At 68.9% G+C, this 22,372-nt stretch carries 20 protein-coding genes and 2 pseudogenes; 15 read left to right on the plus strand and 7 right to left on the minus strand.

Annotated elements, in window-relative coordinates; genetic code table 11:
• The first annotated feature begins 55 nt into the window (after positions 1-55).
• The 3 genes from ACGFZF_RS07225 to ACGFZF_RS07235 all read left to right on the plus strand — a co-directional run bounded on the left by ACGFZF_RS07225 (position 56) and on the right by ACGFZF_RS07235 (position 3,580).
• A complete protein-coding gene (locus ACGFZF_RS07225) occupies positions 56-1,501 on the plus strand; it encodes a dihydroorotase family protein (RefSeq protein ID WP_393551687.1) in 1,446 nt (481 codons plus the stop codon).
• A gap of 482 nt (positions 1,502-1,983) precedes the next feature.
• The gene (locus ACGFZF_RS07230; RefSeq protein ID WP_393551689.1) at positions 1,984-2,994 is read left to right on the plus strand and encodes an alpha/beta hydrolase; all 1,011 of its coding nucleotides are present in this window, start codon (positions 1,984-1,986) and stop codon (positions 2,992-2,994) included.
• A gap of 76 nt (positions 2,995-3,070) precedes the next feature.
• Positions 3,071-3,580, plus strand: coding sequence for a MarR family winged helix-turn-helix transcriptional regulator (locus ACGFZF_RS07235; protein WP_393551691.1), 510 nt, complete (start codon positions 3,071-3,073; stop codon positions 3,578-3,580).
• A 43-nt stretch (positions 3,581-3,623) separates the two neighbouring features.
• Here ACGFZF_RS07235 and ACGFZF_RS07240 read toward each other — a convergent pair whose 3' ends face one another.
• On the minus strand, positions 3,624-4,193 hold the full coding sequence (locus ACGFZF_RS07240) for a TetR/AcrR family transcriptional regulator (protein WP_393551693.1): 570 nt from the start codon (positions 4,191-4,193) through the stop codon (positions 3,624-3,626).
• 79 nt (positions 4,194-4,272) lie between these two features.
• Here ACGFZF_RS07240 and ACGFZF_RS07245 point away from each other — a divergent pair, with 79 nt between their 5' ends.
• Together ACGFZF_RS07245 and ACGFZF_RS07250 are read left to right on the plus strand one after the other, a co-directional pair.
• Positions 4,273-5,160 (plus strand): DUF4437 domain-containing protein, encoded by an 888-nt coding sequence (locus tag ACGFZF_RS07245; protein ID WP_393551695.1) that lies wholly within the window; start codon positions 4,273-4,275, stop codon positions 5,158-5,160.
• Between the two features lie 489 nt (positions 5,161-5,649).
• Positions 5,650-6,414: a GNAT family N-acetyltransferase gene (locus tag ACGFZF_RS07250; protein WP_393551697.1), complete on the plus strand. Its 765-nt coding sequence runs from the start codon at positions 5,650-5,652 to the stop codon at positions 6,412-6,414.
• 149 nt (positions 6,415-6,563) lie between these two features.
• On the opposite strand, the pseudogene ACGFZF_RS07255 reads toward ACGFZF_RS07250, so the two are convergent.
• Positions 6,564-6,766, minus strand: a pseudogene (locus tag ACGFZF_RS07255) (IS5/IS1182 family transposase); the annotation flags it as partial.
• 445 nt (positions 6,767-7,211) lie between these two features.
• On the opposite strand from ACGFZF_RS07255, the gene ACGFZF_RS07260 reads away from it, so the two are divergent.
• Together ACGFZF_RS07260 and ACGFZF_RS07265 are read left to right on the plus strand one after the other, a co-directional pair.
• On the plus strand, positions 7,212-7,562 hold the full coding sequence (locus tag ACGFZF_RS07260) for a hypothetical protein (RefSeq protein ID WP_393551699.1): 351 nt from the start codon (positions 7,212-7,214) through the stop codon (positions 7,560-7,562).
• On the plus strand, positions 7,555-9,192 hold the full coding sequence (locus ACGFZF_RS07265; protein WP_393551701.1) for a caspase domain-containing protein: 1,638 nt from the start codon (positions 7,555-7,557) through the stop codon (positions 9,190-9,192). The genes ACGFZF_RS07260 and ACGFZF_RS07265 overlap by 8 nt, the downstream gene beginning before the upstream one ends.
• 157 nt (positions 9,193-9,349) lie before the next feature.
• Here ACGFZF_RS07265 and ACGFZF_RS07270 read toward each other — a convergent pair whose 3' ends face one another.
• Positions 9,350-9,799, minus strand: coding sequence for a hypothetical protein (locus ACGFZF_RS07270; protein ID WP_393551703.1), 450 nt, complete (start codon positions 9,797-9,799; stop codon positions 9,350-9,352).
• Positions 9,800-10,620: 821 nt separating this feature from the next.
• Here ACGFZF_RS07270 and ACGFZF_RS07275 point away from each other — a divergent pair.
• A complete protein-coding gene (locus tag ACGFZF_RS07275; RefSeq protein ID WP_393551705.1) occupies positions 10,621-11,067 on the plus strand; it encodes a hypothetical protein in 447 nt (148 codons plus the stop codon).
• 73 nt (positions 11,068-11,140) lie between these two features.
• Complete coding sequence (locus ACGFZF_RS07280) at positions 11,141-11,401, plus strand: hypothetical protein (protein WP_393551707.1); 261 nt, start codon at positions 11,141-11,143, stop codon at positions 11,399-11,401.
• A gap of 512 nt (positions 11,402-11,913) precedes the next feature.
• Here ACGFZF_RS07280 and ACGFZF_RS07285 read toward each other — a convergent pair.
• Entirely contained in the window at positions 11,914-12,519 is a 606-nt protein-coding gene (locus ACGFZF_RS07285) for a dihydrofolate reductase family protein (RefSeq protein ID WP_393551709.1), read from the minus strand.
• Positions 12,520-12,809: 290 nt separating this feature from the next.
• Between ACGFZF_RS07285 and ACGFZF_RS07290 the strand changes: the two are divergent.
• Positions 12,810-14,879: pseudogene (locus ACGFZF_RS07290) on the plus strand (PHP domain-containing protein); the annotation flags it as partial.
• 920 nt (positions 14,880-15,799) lie between these two features.
• The gene (locus tag ACGFZF_RS07295; RefSeq protein ID WP_393551711.1) at positions 15,800-16,069 is read left to right on the plus strand and encodes a hypothetical protein; all 270 of its coding nucleotides are present in this window, start codon (positions 15,800-15,802) and stop codon (positions 16,067-16,069) included.
• Positions 16,070-16,105: 36 nt separating this feature from the next.
• Here ACGFZF_RS07295 and ACGFZF_RS07300 read toward each other — a convergent pair whose 3' ends face one another.
• Positions 16,106-16,672 (minus strand): hypothetical protein, encoded by a 567-nt coding sequence (locus ACGFZF_RS07300; protein ID WP_393551713.1) that lies wholly within the window; start codon positions 16,670-16,672, stop codon positions 16,106-16,108.
• Between the two features lie 444 nt (positions 16,673-17,116).
• On the opposite strand from ACGFZF_RS07300, the gene ACGFZF_RS07305 reads away from it, so the two are divergent.
• The 3 genes from ACGFZF_RS07305 to ACGFZF_RS07315 all read left to right on the plus strand — a co-directional run bounded on the left by ACGFZF_RS07305 (position 17,117) and on the right by ACGFZF_RS07315 (position 19,047).
• Positions 17,117-17,494, plus strand: coding sequence for a hypothetical protein (locus ACGFZF_RS07305; RefSeq protein WP_393551715.1), 378 nt, complete (start codon positions 17,117-17,119; stop codon positions 17,492-17,494).
• Positions 17,495-17,610: 116 nt separating this feature from the next.
• Positions 17,611-17,979, plus strand: coding sequence for a hypothetical protein (locus ACGFZF_RS07310; RefSeq protein ID WP_393551717.1), 369 nt, complete (start codon positions 17,611-17,613; stop codon positions 17,977-17,979).
• A gap of 414 nt (positions 17,980-18,393) precedes the next feature.
• The gene (locus tag ACGFZF_RS07315; RefSeq protein ID WP_393551719.1) at positions 18,394-19,047 is read left to right on the plus strand and encodes a Ku protein; all 654 of its coding nucleotides are present in this window, start codon (positions 18,394-18,396) and stop codon (positions 19,045-19,047) included.
• Positions 19,048-19,064: 17 nt separating this feature from the next.
• Here ACGFZF_RS07315 and ACGFZF_RS07320 read toward each other — a convergent pair whose 3' ends face one another.
• Both ACGFZF_RS07320 and ACGFZF_RS07325 read right to left on the minus strand, forming a co-directional pair.
• On the minus strand, positions 19,065-20,612 hold the full coding sequence (locus ACGFZF_RS07320) for a pentapeptide repeat-containing protein (RefSeq protein WP_393551721.1): 1,548 nt from the start codon (positions 20,610-20,612) through the stop codon (positions 19,065-19,067).
• Between the two features lie 333 nt (positions 20,613-20,945).
• Positions 20,946-21,170, minus strand: coding sequence for a hypothetical protein (locus ACGFZF_RS07325; RefSeq protein ID WP_393551723.1), 225 nt, complete (start codon positions 21,168-21,170; stop codon positions 20,946-20,948).
• Positions 21,171-21,743: 573 nt separating this feature from the next.
• On the opposite strand from ACGFZF_RS07325, the gene ACGFZF_RS07330 reads away from it, so the two are divergent.
• Positions 21,744-22,154 (plus strand): hypothetical protein, encoded by a 411-nt coding sequence (locus ACGFZF_RS07330; RefSeq protein WP_393551814.1) that lies wholly within the window; start codon positions 21,744-21,746, stop codon positions 22,152-22,154.
• The last annotated feature ends 218 nt before the right edge of the window (positions 22,155-22,372 follow it).

Consider the following 22,372-nt stretch of genomic DNA (forward strand, 5'->3'; position numbering starts at 1 on the left):
TCGGAGATGCGGAAGGGGGTGCGGGCGGCGCCGTCCGCGGCCCGCCCGGCCTGTGATGCCTCGATACGACCTGCTCATCAAGAACGGCACGCTCGTCCAGCCCCACCTCGGAGAGATTTCCGCCGACCTCGCGGTGCGCGACGGCAAGGTGGCGGCGCTCGCCGACGGCATCGACGCCGCCGAGGCGGACGAGGTGATCGACGCCGCGGGGCGCGTGGTCCTCCCCGGTGCGGTCGACGCCCATTTCCACCTCGGCATCTACCGCTCCTTGGAGCAGGACGCGGCGGAGGAGACCCGCTCCTCCCTGGTCGGCGGAGCGACGAGCGTGCTCTCCTACTTCCGCACCGGCGAGCACTACCTCGACCGGACCGGGGCCTACGGCGAGATCTTCCCGGAGGTCCTCGCCGCCGTCGAAGGCCGCAGCCACACCGACTACGGCTTCCACCTCGCCCCGATGGACACCGCCCAGGTGCGCGAGATACCCGCCCTCGTCGCCGAGCACGGCGTCAGCTCCTTCAAGTACTACATGTTCTACAAGGGCTTCAACCTCGCGGCCGACTCCCGTGACGCCCGGAGCTTCCGGATGGCCGAGGAGGGCGAGGAGTACGACCTCGGCCACCTCTACCAGCTCATGGAGGCGGTCGCGGCCGCCGGCGCCGCACGCCCTCGCGGCCGGGTGTCACTCTCGCTCCACTGCGAACAGGCCGAACTGATGCGCCTGTTCATCGACCGGGTGCGCAGCGCCGGCGATCCGCAGACTCTCCGCGCCTACCACGACGGCCGCCCGCCGCTGACCGAGGAGGTCGCCATCGCGGAGGCCGCCGCCCTCGCCCGGGCCACCGGCTGCCCGGTGAACCTGCTGCACCTGTCCAGCGCCGCCGCCCTGGCGGGAGCCCGCGCCGCCCGCGCGGCCTCGCCCGGGCTGGACCTGCGCACCGAGGTGACCCTGCACCATCTGTGCCTGGACCACGACAGCCTGGACGCCGGCGGCCGAGGCCTCGGCGCCAAGGTCAACCCGCCCATCCGCACCCGTGCCGACAACGACGCCCTGTGGGACGGAGTGCTCGACGGGACCGTGGACTGGGTGGCCTCCGACCACGCCTGCTGCATGGAGGAGTCCAAGGGCGACGCCCTGTGGCCCGCCCTGCCGGGCTTCGGCGGCACCGCGCTGCTCTACCCCATCCTGCTGTCCGAGGGCCACCACAAGCGCGGCCTCCCGCTGCGCCGCGTCGCGGAACTCCTCTCCGCCAACCCGGCCGCCGCGTACGGACTCCCGGGCAAGGGGTCGCTGATGGTGGGCTCCGACGCCGACCTGGTCGTCGCCGACCTGGACGAGGTGCGCACCGTCACGGCCGATCTCCTGCTGTCCGGTCAGGACCACTGCCCCTTCGAGGGCCGCGAACTCCGCGGCTGGCCCACGACCACCGTCGTCGGCGGCCACATCGCCTACCGCGACGGCAAGGTCACCCCCACCCCCGCAGGTCGCTACCTGTCCCGCTGACGAGGTGCGCCCGACGTCCTTCCCGCCCCTCGACGGCGGCCGGGGCAAGCATGCGTGCGTCCACCCCGCGTCCGTGCGGTCCCGGTGCCGCCCCCCCGGTCCCGGAAGTGAACGAGCGGGTACGGCATCCGCGTTGACACGACGGGCGGACGGCCACGAGTATGACCGGGTGGTCATCCGACTGCCCGGTCATGGCGACCCGGCGTCGACCTCGGTGCCCGGTTTCGCCGCCCTCCGCCGCAGCGTGTGTCTGACCAGCGCGGATGTTCCGTCACCAGGTTCCCGCGCCTGCCCTCCCGGATGCCCCGGACCGGTTGCGGGGAAGCCAAAGAATCAGCGCCACACCGCTTGACGCGGTGAACCCGCTCGGGCCCAATGAGATGCGAAGGAAACAGAGTTACGACAGTGGAAACAAGCCTCGGTCCTGTCCAGGACCGACCGGCGACGCCGCGACCCCACGCGGCCATCCCCTGGGAGCCTCCATGAGTGCCTTCTCGCACAGACGCATGTCCCTCCCGCGCCTCCTCTCCGCCGCTGCCCTCGCCGTGGCCGCCACCGCCACCGCCGTCACTCCCGCCACCGGAGTGGAGCAGGACGCCTCCGACGGCGTGGTCAAGGTCTCCAACACGGTCGACGTCCGCTGCGCGTTCCTGATCTACAAGCGCTCCGGCGACTGGTACTTCCCGGCCGCCTCCGCCCCCAAGGGCACGGTCTGGCTCCAGCACGGCTTCAGCCGGGCCAACGAGCACCTCGAAGACCTGGCACGTCGCTACGCCGCCGCCGGCTTCGTCGTCTTCGCCCCCACCCTGCCGTCCGCCGACACCTTCGGCTGCACGGTCTCCAACCTCGGCAACAACACGGCCTTCCTGAACAACGTCGCCGACCTCTTCGGCAAGGCCGACGATCCCCGCGACAAGCTCGGCCGCAGCTTCGCCGACGCCGCCGCCAAGGCCGGCCGGCCCGGCCTCCCGCTGCCCCCGAAGTTCGTCTTCTCCGGCCACTCCGCCGGCGGAGAGGCGGTCAGCCACGTCGCCAACCGGCTGCGCACCAGCTACCCGGACGCCTTCCAGCGCCTCGCCGGGATCGTGCTCCTCGATCCCGTCAACTCCTTCGTCGGACTCAACATGGCCAACGCCCTCAACGGGCTGAACCTGACGAACCTCCCCATCCACGCCATCTCCTCACCCCCCTACCTCGCCAACGGGCAGGCCTCCGGAACCCACGAGCTCACCACCGACGTCCACCGGGACTTCCTCGGCGTCCGGCTGAGCACCGGTTCGCACTGCGACGCGGAAGGCGCGAGCACCGACACCCTGTGCACCCTGCCCAACGGCGCGCCCCAGGCCTCCAACGTCGCCGTCCTTCAGGAGTTCGCCACCACCTGGGCCGGCGACGACGCGAGCGGAACGATCACGACCACCCACCGCCCCGGCGGCAGCCGCTACGAGGCCCTGCGCACGGCCGGCACCATCCAGACCCTCAGCGGATCCTGACCACCCACCGGCTCCGGCGTCCGCCCCCTCCGGACGGCGGTGGACGCCGACCGGGCTCACTCCTCTCCAGGTGGACGTGGCCCCCACACGACCGAACGACGGCCCCGAGACTCAGCAGCCCGAGGCCCCCGCCGCGCCCCCGGACTCGGTGGCGCGCCAACTCCGCGCGCTCAACAGCGAGATGAACCACCTGGTGCACCGATTCGCCCGCGAGGCCGGCCTGCACACCACCGACCTGCGAGCCCTGGTGGCCGTCCTCGAAGCACCGGCACCGCTGACCCCGGGACGGCTCGGTCTGCACCTGGGCAGCGGCTCCGGTGCCGTCACCGCCTGCCTCGACCGGCTGGAGAAGGCCGGACATCTGCGGCGTGTGCGTGCCGCGACCGACCGGCGGGTGGTCCACCTCTTCTGTGAGCCCCCTGGTCGTGAGCTGGTCGCCGGGTACCTCGCGCTCCTGGACCGGGCCGCCCGGAAGGCGGTCGAGCGTGCCGGCGGGCGGGACACGGCGACCGCGCTCCGGTTCCTGGAGCTGCTGCGCCGGGAGATGTCCTCGACCGGAGCGGATCCGCCCGACCGACCCGCGTGAACGGGCACCCCGATCAGGGGCGCCGCCTCCCGCGGTCCGACGGTCAGGACATGGACCGCCGCGGAACGCCGTCCAGGAGTTCGTCGACCTTCCGGTGGGCGGAGTCCCGGGCCGGCGGGCGATCCAGGAGCAGCCCGTCGAGCAGCAGGGGCGCCACGATCGAGGAGACGGCGTCCTCGCGCTCGTCCTTCGGCAGGCCGGTGGGGGACAGGGCCTGCCGGAAGGGCTCCAGGAGGTCGTCCACGTAGCGACGCCGCAGCTCCGCGAGATCCGCGTCCCACGCGGCCGCCGCCACGATCGCTCGGAGGAACGCGCCCACCGGCTTGTCGCGCAACCGGTCGCACAACGCGTCCACTTCCTCGTGCAGGTCCTTCCGGGCGTCCCCGGTGACGGAGCGGCTCCTGAGGGGAGCGACCTCGATCAAGGCGGTCAGTACGGCCCCCGGTGTGGGCCAGTGCCGGTAGATCGTGGACCGGGAGACCCCCGTCGCGGAATGCAGCCGCTGTGCGGTGAGCGCCGACGCGCCCTCGGCGAGCAGCAGGTGCAGTGCCGCGGTCAGGACGGCGGCCCGGGTCTCGTCGGTGGGCCCCGCAGGGCGGCCGGGTTGCGTCACGGAATTAACACTACATCTTGTATCGCTTTTCGCTTAACGATACGTTCTGTACTGGAAACCCGACTCGGAGGGAGCCACCATGCGGCCGCACGTGGAGCTTGTGGACGAGCGCGATCTGATCTGGCACACCGCGGAGTTCGCACACGCGCAGGGCGTCGCCCTGCAGCGCAACCTGAGTTACGACGAGGAGGACGGCTCGGCCTCCCTCAAGGTCCACTTCACGACCGACTGGTCACGACCGGCAGGCGCGCACGAGGCGGACACGGAGTGGTACGTGCTCTCCGGCCGGGTGACGGTCGGGGACACGGTCCTGGAGGCGGAGGGCTTCTGGATGGCCCCGGCCGGAGCCCTCACCCCCGCGATCGAGGCCGAGAAGGGCACGGAGATCCTGCTGTTCCGGGAGCACGGCGGCTGGGGCTTCACCCCGGCGGACGCCGACCGCCGGCGCCCGGACGAGAAGCTGACCGTCCTGCAGACCTCCCGGATGCCCTGGATCGACGTCCGCGACGGCAGTCCCATGCGCTTCGACCTCGGCGGTACACCCGTTCCGGGCCTCTACATCAAGATGCTCCACCGCGACGAGAAGACCGGGTTCTACAGCAGGCTGATCAAGGCCAAGCCAGGCTGGCGCGAGGAGCCACTCGCCCACCACCCCTGCACGGAAGAGGCCTACTGCCTCGCGGGGGCCTTCACCTACAACTACGGAAAGATGTGGCCCGGCACGTACTTCTGGCGTCCGCCCCTCATCCGGCACGGGGACTTCACCGCCGACGCGGACGAGGGCTGCACGTGGATCGTGCGGTCCGACAGCGATCTCGTGGACTGGTACACCTCCGATGCGCGTGTCGTCATGGAGGGCCGAGCGACCAACTGGGGTCCCGAACACCCGCACAGCGTCCCCCCGCGATTCGTGGAACCGGTCCGCTCCCGCAGCATCGGCGCATGGGAGGACCCGTCCTACCAGTGACCTTGCGACGGATCCGACAGCCACCTGGCCGGAGGCCGCTAACCAGGCGGTCGCCTTCTGCCAACTGGTCTCGCCAGTACCGGAAGACGGTTCCCTGGACGATGTCGAGCCGCTCGGCCGCGATGAGGCCGGAGGCGAGGCCCGGGGGATAGGCATGGCTGCGGTTGATGAGGCCAGCGGGGCGTTTCACCCCGATGCCGAAACGGTGGGCGGTCGAGCACACCTACGGCTGGCTGTGCTGAACCCGCACGTCGGCCGCAGCCTCAAGGCCGCGGGGCTTACGGCTGCCGCAGCGTAACCAGGCGGGGCCGGCCGGCTTTGCGGATCTGGGCCAGGACCCGAATCGTTCCGGCGGGGCTAGGGCGTGCATCGAAAGGGCTGGTCGTCGGCGTGACGCTGCCCAAAATGGCATGTGATCTTCGCCCTGTCGTGCTGGGATCAATCGCTATGAATGATTTCGCCCCTGCCGAAGCCGACTTGCTGGAGAGGATGGAACGGAACCTGGCGGAGCACGCCTGTCATCTGCACCGGAGTATGTCCAGCGCGACCGTCACAGAGGCTAGTGACCTCTTGGTCGCGGACAGCGGCCTGGACGACGACACGTTCAACATCGTTGCCGCGGCCCGCTTCACCGCCACTGACGTCACGGCCCGCATCACCAAGACCGCGGAGACGCTGGCCGGTACCGGCCGTCCCTTCTCCTGGTGGGTGGGGCCCGCTTCGACACCGGCGGACCTCTCCGCCCGCCTGACGGCGGCCGGTCTCCCAGCGTCCGAGCGCGAGACGGCGATGTGGGCCGAACTGGACGACACCCTGCCGCCTCCCGTCATCCTGGGACTGGACATCCGGAGCGTGACCACGCCTGAACAGCTCGCCGACTACGCCACGGTCCTCGCCGCGAACTGGAACCCGCCCGCCGAAACCGTCCGACGCTTCTTCGCCCAGGCCGCTTCGCAGGCACTGGCCGCGACCAGCCCGGCCCGGTACCTGGTGGGCTACGTGGAGAACCGCCCGGTCTGCTCCGCCGAGGCGTTCCACCACGCGGGAGTCGCCGGCATCTACAACATCTCCACCCTGGCCGCCCACCGCCGGCGCGGCTATGGCGGCGCCATCACGCTCGCGGCCCTTCGCACGGCCTGCGAGCGAAACCACCGCATCGCGGTCCTGCAGGCGTCGGCCGACGGCGAGCCCGTCTACCGCCGCCTGGGCTTCCGCTCCTGCGGCCAGTTCGTCGAACATGCCATCAACCCCTGAACCGCCAAGATGCCGCCGGGCGCGCCATCCTCGATCGGTAGGGACTTCATCCGCTCCTCCTGGAAGCGCAGCGCCGGATGGGCCCGTCGGGCGTGGGCGACCATGCCGGGGGAGAGGTCCAAGTCCGAAAGCGGCCACGCCCAGTTCGCGCGTTCGACCACGTGGCGGGCCTCGTAGAGCTCGTGGTCGAAGGCCGACCCTTGCTGACCCGCTCGCTCGGGGGACACCACACGGATGGCCCTGCGCCGCAGGGACTGGCGGATCGCCCGTGACGAGTACGTCTTGTCACGTCGTCGAAGACGGTGGAATCGTTGACGTTGCCGGACGTGACGACGACGGTCAGGGCCTGGCCAGTCGTCGTGTGTGTCGGATCTCCCCGTTCCTCCAACACACCTACGAGACCCGCATCGAGGACCGGCGCGCCCGCCGTTCGCCGATCTGGCGCTGCGACGCCGACGGGGAGTTCCGGCCCGACTACCACCAGGCCACGGCGGTGCCAGAAGGGACGGCCCGGTCGCAGGGTCCGTCCTGGATCCTGTCTGCCCCCTCGGCGTGCATGCGCACGCAACGCCGATCGATCTCGGCGGATTGGCGTACTTCGCATGGTCGGGGGGAGAGGGTACGCACGACGCGGCGGGCTGTGCGTGACAGGCCCGCGGTGCCCCTTCCCGCACAGATTCTGCCGGTCAGCGGGCCTGGGTCAGGTGGCTTGATTCCTCTGGTCGCTGCGGATGACCGTGCTTCTATGCGGTCGGCCAGGTCTTTTGCCTCACACGATGGTCTGTTGGGGGAGTTGCATGTCTTTCCGGATCAAGATCGACGGTGCTGACGCCGAGAACGAGATTCGCTCGCTTCGGGAGTGGCTCGAGGCGAAGCCCGAGATTCGGCAGCACGCCACCGTCGCTTGGCACTCGGAGCCCGCGATGCCCGGTCACATGTCTGGTGGCGCGATGGAGTGGCTGCAGATCGTCACGGACAACACATGGAGTGCTGCCAACTTCACCCTCGCGTACATCACCTGGAGAAGAACCCGTAGGAACCCGCCCACAGCGGTCATCGAGACGAACGGGGTCAGGGTTTCCATCGAAGGGTCCGACGCCGAAGCGACTGCCCGGATCGTTCAGGCGCTCAGCAGCAGCCATGGGTAAGCCCGCAGCATCACTGCCGGACCCGTCGCGGTCGATGGCCGTGCTGGTCGGAGTGGGCGACTACCGGACGATGGAGCCCCTTCCTCTCGTACTGAACAACCTCGTCAGCATGCAGCGCATGCTGACGGGCAAGGGATCCTGGGGGCTGCCGCCGGAGAACTGCGTCGTCGTCCCCAATCCCGCCGGCCCGGCTGATGTGATCGAGCCGATCGAAGCGGCCGGTGCCGCCGCCAAAGACGCGCTCCTCGTCTACTACGCCGGCCACGGCTTCAAGGACTTCGACAACGGAGCGCTGTGCCTGACCCTCCCCGGGTCGCGGTCGGGACTCGGCTACACGGCGGTCTACTACGACTGGTTGAAAGGGCCGATCGTGCGGTCGGGGGCACCCCGGAAGATCGTCATCCTCGACTGCTGCTTCGGTGCACGAGCCTTCCCGGCGATGGCTGATTCAGGCTCCAGCGTCGCGGATCAGGCCGAGGTCGAAGGAACGTTCCTCATCGCCGCCGCCGGCGAGACGGAGCTGGCCATGGCGGACGACGGACATGGCCACACCGGGTTCACCGGGGAGTTGGTGCGGCTGGTGGAGACGGGTGTCGAGCAGGGACCGCCCCTCCTGGACCTCACCACGTGCTTCAACCAGCTTGTCAGGCGCCTACGGGCGAAGTCGCGCCCGCTGCCCCAGCAACGCACCTTCAATTCCGCGGGAAGCATCGCGCTGGCACACAACCCCGCACATGCCCCCTCTGCCGGCGGCAAGAAGACGCGGGGCAAGGATCTGGGGCTGGTTCGCAGCAACGTCCTGGAGAAGCTCCAGGACAGCACGCCCTTGGCACGCCAGCTGAAGACGGCTCCGCCTGCCACGGCGAAGCGGCTGAACAGTCTGAGGACCAACGGCCACGCGGAGGGACTCGCAAAAGCGATCCGCTACGTCGTCGACGACCCTTTGTTCAACGCGGTGCAGGTGGCCATGCATTGCGCATCCCGCAACGGCGCCGATGTCGCCTACGCCCTGTTCGCCGAAATGGCCTGGGGGTATCCAGGTCGGATCCCTGAGTTCCTCGGCGACATGCGTGACCTGCGTTGGGGCAAGGCAGCCGGGCTGCTGCTGGCCTCCTCGGCCTTGGCGCCGGACACCGCCCGATATCTGGCCGACGAGTCGCTGCGCCGCAACGGCATGGCCGCCTACGCCGACCGCATCACGCTGCGAGGTGTCAAGGAAGACAGCCCCGTCCTGGCGCGCTTGATCTATGCGCTGGGCATGACAGGCAGGTACTCCGACTGGTCCCGGCTGCGGCTTCTCCTGCCCGAGGACGTCAGAGCACAGAAGCCTTCGGCCTTCCCGCTATCGAGGCCGGAACCCCCCGCGCCTCTCCGGCTCCCCGAAAACCTCGGGTGGAATGACTTGCCTCCCGGACTGGCTGAGGAGTTCTCCCGCGTGGCTGCCGCCATGCTCGGCAGTCGGGTGAGCTTCCCGGAGAACCTCCGGGAAGCCATGTTGAGGATCGCCCTGCAGAAACCGGGGGAGGAGGACTTGGCGACGCTCTTCTCCATTGAGCCGGCTCGGCTCGCTCACAGGCCGCTGCAACCCTTGGTGGAGCTCATGCGACAGGTGGTTTCCCTGCGCGCCTGACACGCCTCCCCAGCCACACACTGCTCGTCCTCCACCGCCTACGCGAAGTCGGTCGCCAACTCGTCGAACACCGCCTCCCGACGCAGCCGCGCCGCCTGCCGCCTGCGAGGGAGACCGCGGGAACGCCTGATCTCCCGACACCCACGCCGGCCTGCGCTCAGTCCGCAGCCCTGTTTCCATCTGCCAGGGCCGGCCGGCGAATGATGTCCGTGTCACTCTCCTCGCGGGGGACGTAGAACCAGCCGCGCTCTGTGGACGCGTCGTAGTGCACGACGAGGCGGCCGTCCGTGAGCATGGCATTCCACCTGGCCAGCCGTTGGCCGTCCCGAACGGTCAGCTCCTTGCCTGCTCGAAGTCGTGCCTCGGTACGGAGCATCATCGCCGGGTACAGGTACCGGTGTTCCTCGTTGATCTTCCAAGGAAGCAGGTTGTCGTCACGAAGATTGCGCCGGTCGATGCCCCTGCGCCGACGGAAGGCGGACCACATGGGGATCGATGTGTCGATCCCGTACTTGTCCTTGTAGGTCTGCTGCATCCACTCGTACGTGCGACCTTCCACGAACCAGCGAACAACTTCCTGTTCGTCCTGGATCTTCTTCGGCGGCATGTCTCTCCCGGTCCGCGGCGACTGCCTCACCCCTGCGCTGAGCACAGCCCGCCAGCTTTCGGAGGGAGACTGCCTCACGGAGGCTGATCATGTCGAACTGGTGAACCGTGGTCCGCCCCTCGTGGCTTTGACCGGATGGGGCAAGGTTCTGGCGGGCGCCTTCCTGTTCACGCGCCAGGCGGCCCGCCGGACGACCGGGCACATCAGCGCTCGGTGTCCGATGGCGCGTTCATCGGATGGGACGCGTGGAGCGCCAGGCAGGCAGCGAATTCGTCCGGCCACAATTCCCGCACGGATGGTGTTCCGAGCCCACGCCGCCAGACCGGGAACGAGGCCCGCTTCGTCGACTGGGCGCGGGGGTGTCTGCCGTGTCGCCACCTGCTGCGGTAAGCGAATCCATCGCTTGATCACTCACAAGGCGAACCCTGCCAGACACAACTGACAGCACCACGCATGCCCTGCTCAGGCGCCTTTCGACCCGAGCATTCACCTGGTTGGCTGGGAGGGCATCTCATGTGGCCGGGTCGGTAGTCTGCCGGTCGTGGTGGGGATTGTTGAACGGCTGGTGCCGGACGATTTGTGGGAGCTGATCCAGCGTGTGGTGCCTGACGCGCCGTCGCGGCCTCAGGGCGGTGGCCGACGCCGGCACGGCGACCGGGAAGTGGTGGCCGCGATCGTGAGAGGCGTCCAAGTCGGCTGTCGACTCGCGCCTGGACCCCCTCGGGATGTGCGAGTCGATGTCGGGATACAGCGTCCGCTGTGCGCTCTTCGGCGACGGATGTCCCGCACCCATCGTGGCCTGACAGAAAGGGTGATCAGGAATGATCGCGGACCATTTCCTCGGGCAGCTGCTCGACTGGGTTCCCGAGACGAGGGCCGCCTTGGAGGAGATGTACGAGGACGAGGACGCAGACGGGTACGGGGGCGCGCCGATCGAGGCGTTGCCGGCCTCGGACACCGACCTGGACCTCTACGGGATCCTGCTCGACGGGCTGGTCAGGCCCGTCCTCCTGCCCGCCCTGGCGGCGCCGGAGCGGGACGAGGACCTGCTGAGGCGGTGTTTCTGCTTCGTCGAAGAGGTCTATGAAGTGGACACCGAGTACACCTCTGGCGCGGTGTACTTCCAGGTCCTGGAGAGCCTCCTCGACGCCCGTGAGTACCTGGACAACGCGGTCCCGTTCCTTCAGGGGAACCTCAGGGAGCCCGTCTCCAAGATGCTCAGGAACTATGAGGTCGAGGGCTACGAGGACGGGCTGCCGCCCCTCTGACCAGGAGCCATAGCGGTACCGGAAGGAAAACGCCGTGCGGGCCGGTCGGTCGAGGTCGAACCGGTCGAGGTTCATGACCTTGCCCCAGGCGGCGACGTACTACCGGACCTTCGAGACCGCGGTCGACGCGGACGTCCACCTCTACGAGTTCGTCGTGTCCATGGTTCCCCCGATGTGGAATGAGCGGGAGCGCGTCGAGGAGTACGTCGCGCTCATGGAGCAGGGAACGGTCCCCACGGCAGTGGCGATCTCCATGCCGGACGTATGCGAGCCCGCCCTCGACCGGGGAGACGACTATCTCGTGCACTTGGGGCATGACCCACTTGCTCCTTGAGGGCCACCACAACTGGAAGCCGCTGCCACAGCCGGCCGGCTGGTGCGGCTCCTCTCTGCTGACCGTGGGCGAAAGCCTGGCCGGAGCCGAAGACGCCGCCCCGTTGCCTGCCTTGCGCGCGCAACCCCGCTCGGCCCGGGCGACCAGATAGTTGGCCCGTTAGATCCTGCCTTCGCTGAACCAGCCCCTCCTTTCCCGCGCGCATACGACCCGGTTGACTCTGGATCGGCCGATAGGCGTCATGGGATGTGTGACTGAGCGCTTCAGTTGGCCCCATCGGCCATGTAGAGCGCTCAGATCGCGAGGCTCTGCCCGGGGAAGCTTCCAGCGGCGCATCCGTATCCGGAAGTGAACCTTTGCGGAGACTGCGGCCTGGGAGGGCCCACATGGGCGGACTACGGTTCGGGGAGGGGGACCGGGCGTCGTGACGTTGACCGGCCCCGATCAGGTCGTGCCCCGCACCCGTCGGTGCCGGTCTGGCGGCCGTCCAGACCGGCGGACGGGGCGACGCGTCACGCAGGGGCGCCGAGCGGCGGGTGCTCGAGCACAAGGGGCTTGTACTCGACCAGCTGGATGCGGCCGTCGAAAGTGCGATGCTCGATCATCTCGAGGGCAACGTCCGGATAGCCGTCGTAGATGCGTTCTTCGCCCGTGGCCCCGGTGATCACCGGGAACATCACAACCCGGAAGCGGTCGACGAGTCCGCCTCGTAGCAGGGAGCGGCACAGGCTGAGGCTGCCGATTGTGCTGAGGAGCCCCGAGCCACTCGACTTCATGGCGCGGACCGCCTCGACGGCGTCGTCGCGGACGAGCGTGGAGTTGGCCCACGTCAGTGGCTCCTCGAGTGAGGAGGAGAACACCACCTTGGACGCTTGCGTGAGCTCGTCAACGGACGCCTCTTCTTCGGGCCTGAACTCGTCTTGGCCATGCGGGACCTCGCCCGCGGCGAATCCCGACATCAGGCGGTAGGTGTTCGCTCCCATCAGGTAGGTGGCCTCGGGCTGCTCGCCGAGCCATGCGAGGTACTCCGGGCCCTCGAGGCCCCAGAACCCAGGCCATCCTTCTCCTGATGCGTGGCCGTCGAGCGAGGTGATGAAGTCGACGAGAAGCTCCGACATGGCGGTGTCCCTTTCCTGGGGTGTCACGAGATGGGAATGGCCGGGAGCCTCAAACTCATCGGCCGCGCTTCGGAGTATCGAGAAAACCCATGACGCTGCAAGCCGACACATCGGCGGAGCGCCACCCGCGAACGGCCCGGGCCAGCCGTCACGCTCAGGGGCCAACTGAAACGCTCAGTCACGCGAGAGCCCGGGGTGGGCGGGAACCCATCAACGGGGCTCGCGCGTTCGATTTTAGTTCGCGTGGCGTGGAGTTTCAGCCGGGGTGTTTGATCCATTTTTGGGGGTTTCTGGGCGGAGATCGTGTTGGGTGGGGTGTTCCGCATCTACATGCCGCGAGTGGTTTCTCCGCCCGTTACGGGGCCTCTCACCCGCAGGTTCGGTTCTCGTAGCTCGGGCTGCCGAGCGCGGGATCGGGACGCTGGCGCTGACTGATCGCGACATGGTGACCGGAACTGTCCGGTTCGCCAAGGCAGCGAGGGAAGCCGGGATCCGGCCGGTGTTCGGCGTCGATCTCGGCATCGCCGCCTTCGCGTCGGTGCCGGCGGCAGGTACGAGCCTGCGGCGCCGGAGCCCGGTGCGCGGCGGCGCCTACGTTGCTGAGGCGCCGTTCCGTGCCACGTTCCTCGCCGGCGACGCCGGAGGGTGGGCGCGGCTGTGCCGGCTGGTGTCCGCTGCACACGCTGAGGCTTCCCCGACCAGGGCCCCGGTGGCGGCGTCCTGGGAGACGCTCGCCGAGCACACTGGTGACGGCTTGGCCGTACTGCTCGGTCCGGCGGCGGAACCGCTGCAGGCACTCGCTGCCGGCCGGCCGGACATCGCCGAGCGGCTCCTTGTGCTGTGGCGCGAGGTCGGGGGAACGGGGTTGCGGCTGGAGATCGTGTGCTGGGGCCTGCCGGGCACCGGCCCCGGTTCGCTGCGCCTGGCCGCGCACACCCTCACGCTGGCTGACCGTCTCGGCATCCCGGCGGGCCTGACGAACGCGGTCCGCTACGCCGCCCCGGACCAGCATCGGATCGCGGACGTACTGGATGTGGCCCGGTTGCTCCGGCCGGTCGACCGGCGGCGCCTGGACTGCGGCGAGCGGTGGCTGAAGAACCGTGCGGCCATGGTCGAGATCGCGGAGCGGATCGTCCCGGCGGCGGGCGCCGACCGCAGCCGGGCCGCCCGCCTGATCGGCGACACCACCGCCGTCGTGAACTCCTGCACCCTCGACGCCGTTACGGACCTGGGCCTGGGGACGCCGCACTTCCCCGAGCCGACGGTGGTCGGCGCCGGCGCGGATGCGGCCGGGCCGATGCGGCTGCTGCGTCAGCGGTGCGAGGCCGGCATGGTCGCCCGCGGCCTGGACCTCGACCGCACCGCGATGGACCAGCTCGACTACGAGCTCGGCATCATCGGCCGGCTCGGGTTCGAGGCCTACTTCCTCGCGGTCGCCCAGGTCGTCGCCGACATCCGCGCCATGGGCATCCGGGTCGCCGCCCGCGGCTCCGGCGCCGGCAGCATGGTCAACCACAGCCTGTTCGTGGCCACCGCGAACCCGCTGGAACACCACCTCCTGTTCGAGCGGTTCCTCCTCGTTCGGGCCGCTGTGGGAGCTCGCCGAAGGGCTGGACAAACTGCCCCGCGGGATTGCCATGCACCCCTGCGGCGTCATCGTCTCCAACGCCACCCTGCTGGACCGGCTGCCGGTGCAGCCCACCCCCGGCGGCGAATACCCCATGGTGGTCCAAGCTGACCAGGAGGACGTCGAAGACCTCGGCCTGCTCAAGCTCGACGTCAGGATGCAGTCGGCGATGGCACACGCCGTCAAGGAGATCCGCCGCATCACCGGCCGGCAGATCGACCTCGACAACCCCGACCACGTCCCCCTCGACGACCAGTTCGCCTTCGCCCTGATCCAGGACTCCGACACCGTCGGCATGTTCCAGCTCGAGTCACCCGGCCAGCAGGACCTCGTCGGACGGCTCCAACCCCGAGACCCACAGGACGTCATCGCCGACATCAGCCTCTTCCGCCCCGGCCCCGTCCAAGGCGGCATGCCCGCCCTCTACATCGCAGCCCGCCACGGCGCCGAACCCACCTACCCCCACCCCGACCTCGAACCCGTCCTCGCCGACACCTACGGCGTCACCATCCGGCACGAACAGATCATCGGCATCCTCGCCGTCATGACCGGCTGCGACCGCGCCCTCGCCGAAGTCGCCCGCCGCGCCCTCGGCGACGAAACCCGCATGCCCAACCTCGAAGCCTGGTTCCGACAGAAAGCCACCGCTCGCGGCTACACCAGCAAGGTCCTTGACGAGGTCTGGGGCATCGTCGCAAGCTTCGGCGCCTACGGATTCTGCCGCGCCCGGGCCGCTGACCCGCCCCTGGGCAGGGGGAGTACCGGCCGGAACAGCCGGTCGCGCTCACCGATGCCGCCAGGCTCAGCGTGCATGCCAGACCGGACAGTCTTCGGTTCATATCCTGCCCCCACCCAAACGACTCAACTCGTTGCAGTCTCCCAGTGAGCCGCTCGGGCCCCGCGCGGGGTCTCGCTGTGCCGGGCTTCGATACGGGGGTGAAAGCTAGAGCTTCAGCCCTGTTCTCGCCTCGGGGCTGCCCTCGTCCGGCGGTGGCAGCGTCGCAGTCCTCGCGGACGACCTGACTCTGGATCCGGTAGGGGGCCCGGCCACATTCGCGGGGCAGTCACTCACGCTGCGAGCCCGGCGCTGACTCCGCACGTGAGCTTTGCCCGCCCTACTCCAGCAGGCGTTGCGCCCTTCCCGATCACGCGGCTACCGACTCGCCCTCGCAGCCCATCGCACTGCCGCACACCGGACACCGACCCGGACGCCGAGCGGGCCACAAGCGGCGTACAGTGGCTCACCCCGCGGTCGTGGCTCAACACCCCCGGGGCGCGCCGCCTGACGGCGGTAGACGGCCCCCGAAGCCGATACGAGCCGGACGGACAGAGGATCTCACGGGCGCAGACCTCGCCGACGACGGCCTGGGCACCGCCGGGCACACCCTGGCCAGCACCTCGCCCGCCACCTGGTCGACCTGGACACCGCGCAGCGCGCGTTCTGGTTCACCCAGACGAACACCGCTGGCCCGGCACCCGTCACATGCGGATGAGCGCCCTCGACCGGCCTCCTGCGACGGCAGGAGACACGACCGGACACCGGTGACACCCTCGCCCGATCCATCCGGGCAATGTTCGGCGGCGATTGATACCAGGACGACGACCTGCGGGCGTTCCTCCTGAGCCTGATGGCCACGCGATAAGAAGGCAGCAGTGCTCACCGTCACCGGCTCGTCCGACCACGGAGCGACCTACACCGTGCAGATCACCGGGCAGGCCGACCGCCCGGTGATCGGGTCGTACCGGGCCGCGGCCCTCATCGAGCTCCACCTGGGCAAGCATCTCGCCCTGTCCCCCACCGGCCCCATGACGGTCGTCGCCGGAGACGACGAGGCATCCGTCCTGACGGCGCTTCGTCAGTTCACCACCTTCACCGAGGAGACAGGGGCCGTACCGAAGGTCGCCCGCGTGCCAGAGGGGTAAACGGATGCTTGCCCAATTGGGCAAGAACGATCTTGGTCAGTTGCTGATGCCGCATTCCTCAAGCCCCTCGGTCTTGACGGCGCGGCTGGCCAGAACGTCCTTACCTCTGTCGGCGATGTTCGCGCCGATGACGTAGGGGTCCACATCGGTAATGTGGGTGTTCTCGAGGACGACTCCCACAGGGATGGCTCGCAGGCCGCCCTCGGGCCTACGTTCCCACAAGCGGCCGGAGGGCTCGCCAACGAAGAGGCTTGAGAAGCCCCACGAGCCCTCTCTGGTGAGCCTCTCGACCTCGTCCTGGATCGGCTTCAACGGCACCTCAAACCGTGTGCACGGTGGAGTGATACCCAGCCGCACGACGACGGGCCACCCCTTAGGTGGTTGCCGCAACGACACATAGACAACCGTCGTTTCGAGGTTCCTGTTGGCGATGATCAGTGATGCGCCGCTCTGCCACGTCGTGGCGCGGGAGGCCACCTTGCGGTCCTCCTGCGCCATGCGTTCTTTGGACTGCGTCAACTGATCGTCGGCCACCTGCGCGGACTTCAGGGTGCCCCATGCCGTTACCGCAAGACCTGCGGCAGCAACCAGCGCGGCAACCACTGTCGCGCGCCTCACCCAGTCCACCCGGCGATACCAGCGGGCCGCAGCCCGGATGGGAGCAGTGATCCAACTCTGAGGCGATGCTGGTGAAGGTTCAGCCGACTGGCGGCGGCGAACCGGCGGCCGTCGCGGAATCTGCTGGATGCGCAAGCGTGGCGGGCGTGAACGGGGCAATCTGGCCTCGCAGTTCATAGATCCTGACCGCACAGACGTGAGTCTTGGACGGGGCGGTTGCACCTGCTCGAGGTCACAAGACGCCTGGCAGGTCTCAATGCTCTCCCCAAGGGCCGGCAAGCCCTTCGCGGAGGAAGACAACGACGAGAGCGAAGAGACCACGGAAACCCTCCGCATGAGACCGCCCCCGAAGATCCACATGGATCGATCGGCACCGACCCGTTCAGACGGACGCCGGCCTGGCACATCGCCAGCCGCCCTGGCGGCCTGGTGACATTGGCGATCCAGTACGGCCACATGCGCTCGGTAGTCAGCGCTGGCGATGCGCGCAGCCGCGACGGCATTCACGACCTCCTCGACATCGAAACCGCCCGCGCGACCGTCGACACCCTGGCCACACTCACCGCCGACCTGAGCGAAGGAGTCGGCATTTACGGACCAGTGGCCCGCCGCGCGATTAACGCAGCTGCCCACGCCCCGGAACTCATAGGCGCTGTGACAAGCGTGCGGACCGCCCAGGACATCCTGGACAACTCGCAACTGTCCGTCTACGACAACCCTGGCAGCTACCTGAGGTGTGTCTACCGACGCAACAACGCCCTGTGCCACTGGCTGGGGGCCAACAGCAGGCCAATGCAGTTGCCTTAACGACTGATCCGCTGAGCCGCAGGAACTACGCCGTCTTGTCCGGGGGCTGACTCTCGGTGCCAGTGGAGTTCCGTCACCGCCTCCGAGGCTTCCCAGCGGACCTCGGAGTGAGGGTGGTGGAGGAACCGCTCGACGATCGGCAGCGCTGCCTGGTCGTGAGTGCAGCCGAGGACGGCCAGGACGTAGGCGAGGAGCAGGGATTCGAAGCCGTCTGCCCCGGCTGCGAGCGGCTCCACCACTCGATAGGGAAGTTCGTAGTGCGTGGAGGCCGTGCAGACTGCGTGCAACGCAGACTCCCGCACTTCGTAGCTCTCGCCGGAGAGCGCGACGCTGACGAGACGCTCGACGGATCGCTCGACGTCGTTCTGCGCCAGACGGTTTGTGTCCTGGACGTCGCTGACGATATCGCGCAGAGGTCCCGGCGGCCCGCATCGGCGCTGTTCAGCTCCGCCCAGGCCGATTCGATCAATGCAGTCAGGCCCTGATATCCATCCACGGCCAGAGCATAGGAGACGGTCGCTGCCCGGTCTCAGGGAAATAGAAGAGGTCAGGATGTTGCCTGGGCTCGTGTTCCCTGCAACGCCGGCCGACCGGCCCTGCAACTGCTCTCCGCCTTCGAGCTCGGGTGGTGGGCCCAACGGATGGGCCGGACCGTGGTCTGGCTGGCACGGGTTCTCAGGACGGGCCAGCGGTTCGGTTTCTTGATCGCGCGTGGGCAGTCCCGGCGGCGCCCGAGACGGAGGTCCTGGTCGCCCTGATGCCCGACGACGTGCGCAGGGTGGCGGACCACCTCGCCACCATCGATCCTGCGCGCCGGGTGAACGACAGCCTCGACGATGGAGTCGGGGTTCGGACACGAGATCGGGAGAAGTTCGCGCGCCATCCCGCGACCGTCCTCCGTGACGTCGCGTCCTTCTACGTGGAAGGCGCTTCGAACGGCGACGCCGTCGTCGTACTACATCAGCGCCGACGGCCAGGTCGCGGCCAAGCCGTACACCCTGCTCCGGCAGGCTTTGGGCCGCACGGAGAAGGTGGCCGTGGCGAAGGGCGCCATGCGCGGCCGGGAGCGCCTCGCCCTCGTCCGCCCCGTCGGCGACGCCCTGGTGCTGCACACGATGCGCTGGGACGACGAGATCCGAGACCCGTCCGAGCTCGCACCCGAGGCGGTCGACCTGTCGGACGAGGAGATCGAGCGGGCCATGGCGCTCATGGACTCGATGACGGTCGAGACGCTCGACGAGCTGGAGCTGACCGACCTCTACCGCGACGCCCTGGTGGAGGTCATCGAGGCCAAGGCCGAGCACCGCGAGCCCCAGGCCGTCGGCGGTGAGCAGGCGGCGCCGGCCGGGGAGGTCGTAGACCTCATGGCGGCGCTGGAGCAGTCCGTCCAGGAGGCCAGGGAAGCCCGCGGCGAGACCAGCGGGAAGCCGGGCACCGTCCACGCTATGCCGAAGGCGAAGAAGAAGGCCGCGGCCAAGAAGAAGGCGCCCGCGAAGAAGGCGGCGGCCAAGAAGGCTCCCGAGAAGAAGCACGGCCGCCGAAGGTCGGCCTGATCGAGGGCGCACCGACATTAGGCAGGTAGGCGCCACGGGTCGGAGAGGGTGAGTCCGGGCATCGGCGAAGAAAGAGAGATACAAGCAGGACACATGCCCGATGCCAGGGTGAAGTCGACCGCGCCTCCGGAGAAAATCGCCGAGTTGTAGTCGATCGTGCCTCCCGAGAAGTTCGCCAAGGTGAAGTCGACCGTGCCCCCGGAGAACTCTGGTGAGCCGAAGTCGACCGTGCCCTGGACAAACTGCGCTCTGGTGAAGTCGACCGTGCCTCCGGAGAAGTGCGCATCGATGAAGGCGACTGTAGCTCCGGAGAAGTGCGCCTTGGCCAAGATGACTGTGCCTCCGGAGAAGTTCGCCGCGGTGAAGTCGACCGAGCCTCCGGAGAACTCCGCCTCGATGAAGGAGACCGTGCCTCCGGAGAACTCCGCCTCGGTGAAGTTGACCGTGCCTCCGGAGTAGCCCGCTCTGGTGAAGGAGACCGTGCCAGCAGAGAACTTCGCCTTGCTGAAGGCGACCGTGCCAGCGCAGAATTTCGCCTCGGTGAAGGCGACCGTGCCTCCGGAGAACTCCGCCTCGATGAAGGAGACCGGGGTTCCGGAGAACTCCGCCTTGGAGAAGTTGACCATGCCTCTGGAGAAGACCGCCGTGGTGAAGCCGACCCCACCGGCGGAGAACTTCGCCCCGGAGAAGTTGACCATGCTTCCAGAGAACTCCGCCCCGGAGAAGTTGACCACGCATCCGGAGAACTCCGCCCCGTAGAAGTCGACCTTGGTTCCGCAGAAGACCGCCTTGGTGAAGTCGACCATTCCTCCGGAGAACTCCGCCCCGATGAAGTCGACCCTGCCGCTGGAGAACTTCGCCCCGGTGAAGTCGACCGTCCCGCTGGAGAACACAGCTCGTGAGAAGTCTCCGCCGTCGAACACGACACCGGTGAAGTCCAGATGGAGGCCGCGCCAGGAGTGCGGGTGCTCGGACGGCAGTCGTAGGTGGTCGCGGACGAGCCGGATGACGGTGTGGCGGACCTCCCGCAGGGACAGGTAGGCGTGGTGGGCGCTGGTGTCGCCGGCCGGGAGGTCGGCTTCGGCGGTGTAGGGCAGGCGGAGGTAGGCGCACAGGACGTCGACGCAGGTCTGGCGGAGTTCGCGGGTGGGGGCGTCGTCGGCGAGGCCGGCCAGGGCGTGGACGCCGCCGAGGCGGACTGCGGCGGAGTCGTCGCCGAGCTGGGAGACGGCTGTGGTGAAGCGTTCGGTGTGCAGGCGGGTGGCGTCGCGCAGGGCGCCGTCCTCGTCGACGCGCTGGCGCCGGTAGGCGACGACCAGGGCGACGAGGGCACCGGCGCCGGCGACGACCCCGAAGGACAGCTTCACCAGGTCGAACAGTGTCTTCGAGTCGAGCTTCGGCTGCTTCTGGAGCTGCCGGGCGCCGAGGAGGTCCCAGCCGGCGTAGAAGACAAAGCCCGCCGTCAGCACTGCGGCGGTGAAGGCTAAGGCGAGGACGAGGCCGACGTTCCACAGGCGGAGGCCGCGCCGTTCCGCCTGTCGGCGGCGAGGTATCTGTGAGGTCACACCCGACAGGACAAACCAGACGGGCCCCTGGTTGCAAGGGCGCCCTCAAAGCCTCCGAACGGTGCTCTGCCTGAGTGGATGCTCCGCCGACTCTGTACGCGGGTGCCGACCGGTGGGGTGTGTCGGTGGGGAACTCCCATCTCGTCTTCCGTCGACCCAGGCAGAGCCGCGGAGACACGGCACCGGGCGTCCAGGTCGTTCGTACAGTGGCGCGCTCCACCTGGACGCCCGGCGCCGCGCCTGCTCCACGGTGTGTGGGTCGACGGCAGACGGGATGGGAGCTGGGGTAAGCGTTTGGTTGAGATGCGAGGTGACGAAGCCGCTGGAAAGCACTCAGAGCGTGGAAGCCCAGATCAGGACCCCTACAGGAGTCAGCCCGCAGATGACGCCAACGGACAGGCACACATACGCCAGGGCTTTGAACACCTTTTGCCGTCGAGCACGGCAAGCGGCGAAGCAGGTGAAGCTTGCGATGGCCAGGCACGGCAGGATGATGAAGAAGAAGCCCAACGCAGCCACGGTGCCCCCCACACTGATCACGTCACGGCCGAGCCGCATACGCGGGCATCATCGCAGACCGCGCCCTTGCGTGCCCGACGCGCGCCCGACTCAGAGGGAAGCCGCGGGGAGTCGCGGAGGGAGCACGCCTCCGCAGGTGGCAGCTCGCCTGGTGGCAGGCTGACGCGTGCCTGACGCCCCAGTGCCACGGGGTGGGTACAGCAGAGGCCCCGGACCGCCCGCGCCTGAGCGGTCCGGGACCGCCTCCCTGTGCCGACGGAGGGGTGTGTCCTGCACAGCCGTTTGGCGGTTGACCCCGTGTGGAGAATGCAGAGCCGATGACCGGCGACCATCCGACCGAGCCCCGCCTTCCGCTGCTGACCGCATCTGAGGCACGCGACACCGTGGGGTACCTGAGCCTGCTGGAGTCTCTCGACTCACTCCGGGCGGCCGGGCGGCCGGGCAGCCGGGCGGCTTGCCGCGGACCTTGGCCACGCGGATCCCGTCCGGTTGGGGGACGGGTCCGGCCGTCACGTCTCACCGGTCGGCGACCAGGGTGGCTGGATGACGTGCGGGCCTACCGCTCCGTCCTCGCTGATGAGCGAGGCCAGACTTAGGGTGACGGGCGTGGACATGCGGAGAGTTATCGAGGAGCTTGCGGAGGAAGCCGAACAGCAGATTCGCGCTCAGGCGTGGGTCCCGGCCGTCGCCGACCGTGACGTTGCCGCCAAGGCCGCCGCCGACCTGAAAGCGGCCGTCGGCGCTTCACCAACCCAAGAAGCACTGTCCGCGGTCGACCGGCTGGCACACCTTCGGGAAGCACTCGCCGTACTGGCCATCGCCCTGGCCCACGTTCACGGGCGCCTCGCCTGGTTCCTGGGCGCAGCTGTCACCGCACTCGCGCCAGTCCTGCACTGGCGCGCCCTTCCGGCAGAAGACGGCCCCACCTTCGGCGCCGTCCCGCCGACCTCCCAGCAGTACACGGAAGCCGAGGACGCAATCCGCCGGCTCCAGAGCACCCTCGCCACCATCACGGACGCCTGACACCTCCGTTCGCGAGCCGCTCGGAGATCGACAGCACGGCCCGCCCCCACTACGCCGAGACGTCGGCCGGCGCCGCCGCGTCGACGTGGGCCGGCAGCTTGAGGCGAGGCGCGCCTGCATCCGGTCCCCGACCTCCACGGTCGCCCAGTGCGGGTGGGTGGATACCTGGAGCGACAGCTCCCGCAAGAGGACCCAGAGGTGCTCGGCGGCCGCCTGGT

The sequence above is a fragment of the Streptomyces sp. NPDC048338 genome (assembly GCF_043201055.1).
GTDB lineage: Bacteria > Actinomycetota > Actinomycetes > Streptomycetales > Streptomycetaceae > Streptomyces.

What these genes read in the sequence shown, in the direction of transcription:
- ACGFZF_RS07250 (WP_393551697.1), top strand. Translation starts at nt 5,650, where the DNA reads ATGGAACGGAACCTGGCGGAGCACGCCTGTCATCTGCACCGGAGTATG.
- ACGFZF_RS07270 (WP_393551703.1), bottom strand. Translation starts at nt 9,799, where the DNA reads ATGCCGCCGAAGAAGATCCAGGACGAACAGGAAGTTGTTCGCTGGTTC.
- ACGFZF_RS07285 (WP_393551709.1), bottom strand. Translation starts at nt 12,519, where the DNA reads ATGTCGGAGCTTCTCGTCGACTTCATCACCTCGCTCGACGGCCACGCA.
- ACGFZF_RS07230 (WP_393551689.1), top strand. Translation starts at nt 1,984, where the DNA reads ATGAGTGCCTTCTCGCACAGACGCATGTCCCTCCCGCGCCTCCTCTCC.
- ACGFZF_RS07275 (WP_393551705.1), top strand. Translation starts at nt 10,621, where the DNA reads ATGATCGCGGACCATTTCCTCGGGCAGCTGCTCGACTGGGTTCCCGAG.
- ACGFZF_RS07265 (WP_393551701.1), top strand. Translation starts at nt 7,555, where the DNA reads ATGGGTAAGCCCGCAGCATCACTGCCGGACCCGTCGCGGTCGATGGCC.
- ACGFZF_RS07245 (WP_393551695.1), top strand. Translation starts at nt 4,273, where the DNA reads ATGCGGCCGCACGTGGAGCTTGTGGACGAGCGCGATCTGATCTGGCAC.
- ACGFZF_RS07330 (WP_393551814.1), top strand. Translation starts at nt 21,744, where the DNA reads ATGCGGAGAGTTATCGAGGAGCTTGCGGAGGAAGCCGAACAGCAGATT.
- ACGFZF_RS07260 (WP_393551699.1), top strand. Translation starts at nt 7,212, where the DNA reads ATGTCTTTCCGGATCAAGATCGACGGTGCTGACGCCGAGAACGAGATT.
- ACGFZF_RS07325 (WP_393551723.1), bottom strand. Translation starts at nt 21,170, where the DNA reads ATGCGGCTCGGCCGTGACGTGATCAGTGTGGGGGGCACCGTGGCTGCG.
- ACGFZF_RS07225 (WP_393551687.1), top strand. Translation starts at nt 56, where the DNA reads ATGCCTCGATACGACCTGCTCATCAAGAACGGCACGCTCGTCCAGCCC.
- ACGFZF_RS07280 (WP_393551707.1), top strand. Translation starts at nt 11,141, where the DNA reads ATGACCTTGCCCCAGGCGGCGACGTACTACCGGACCTTCGAGACCGCG.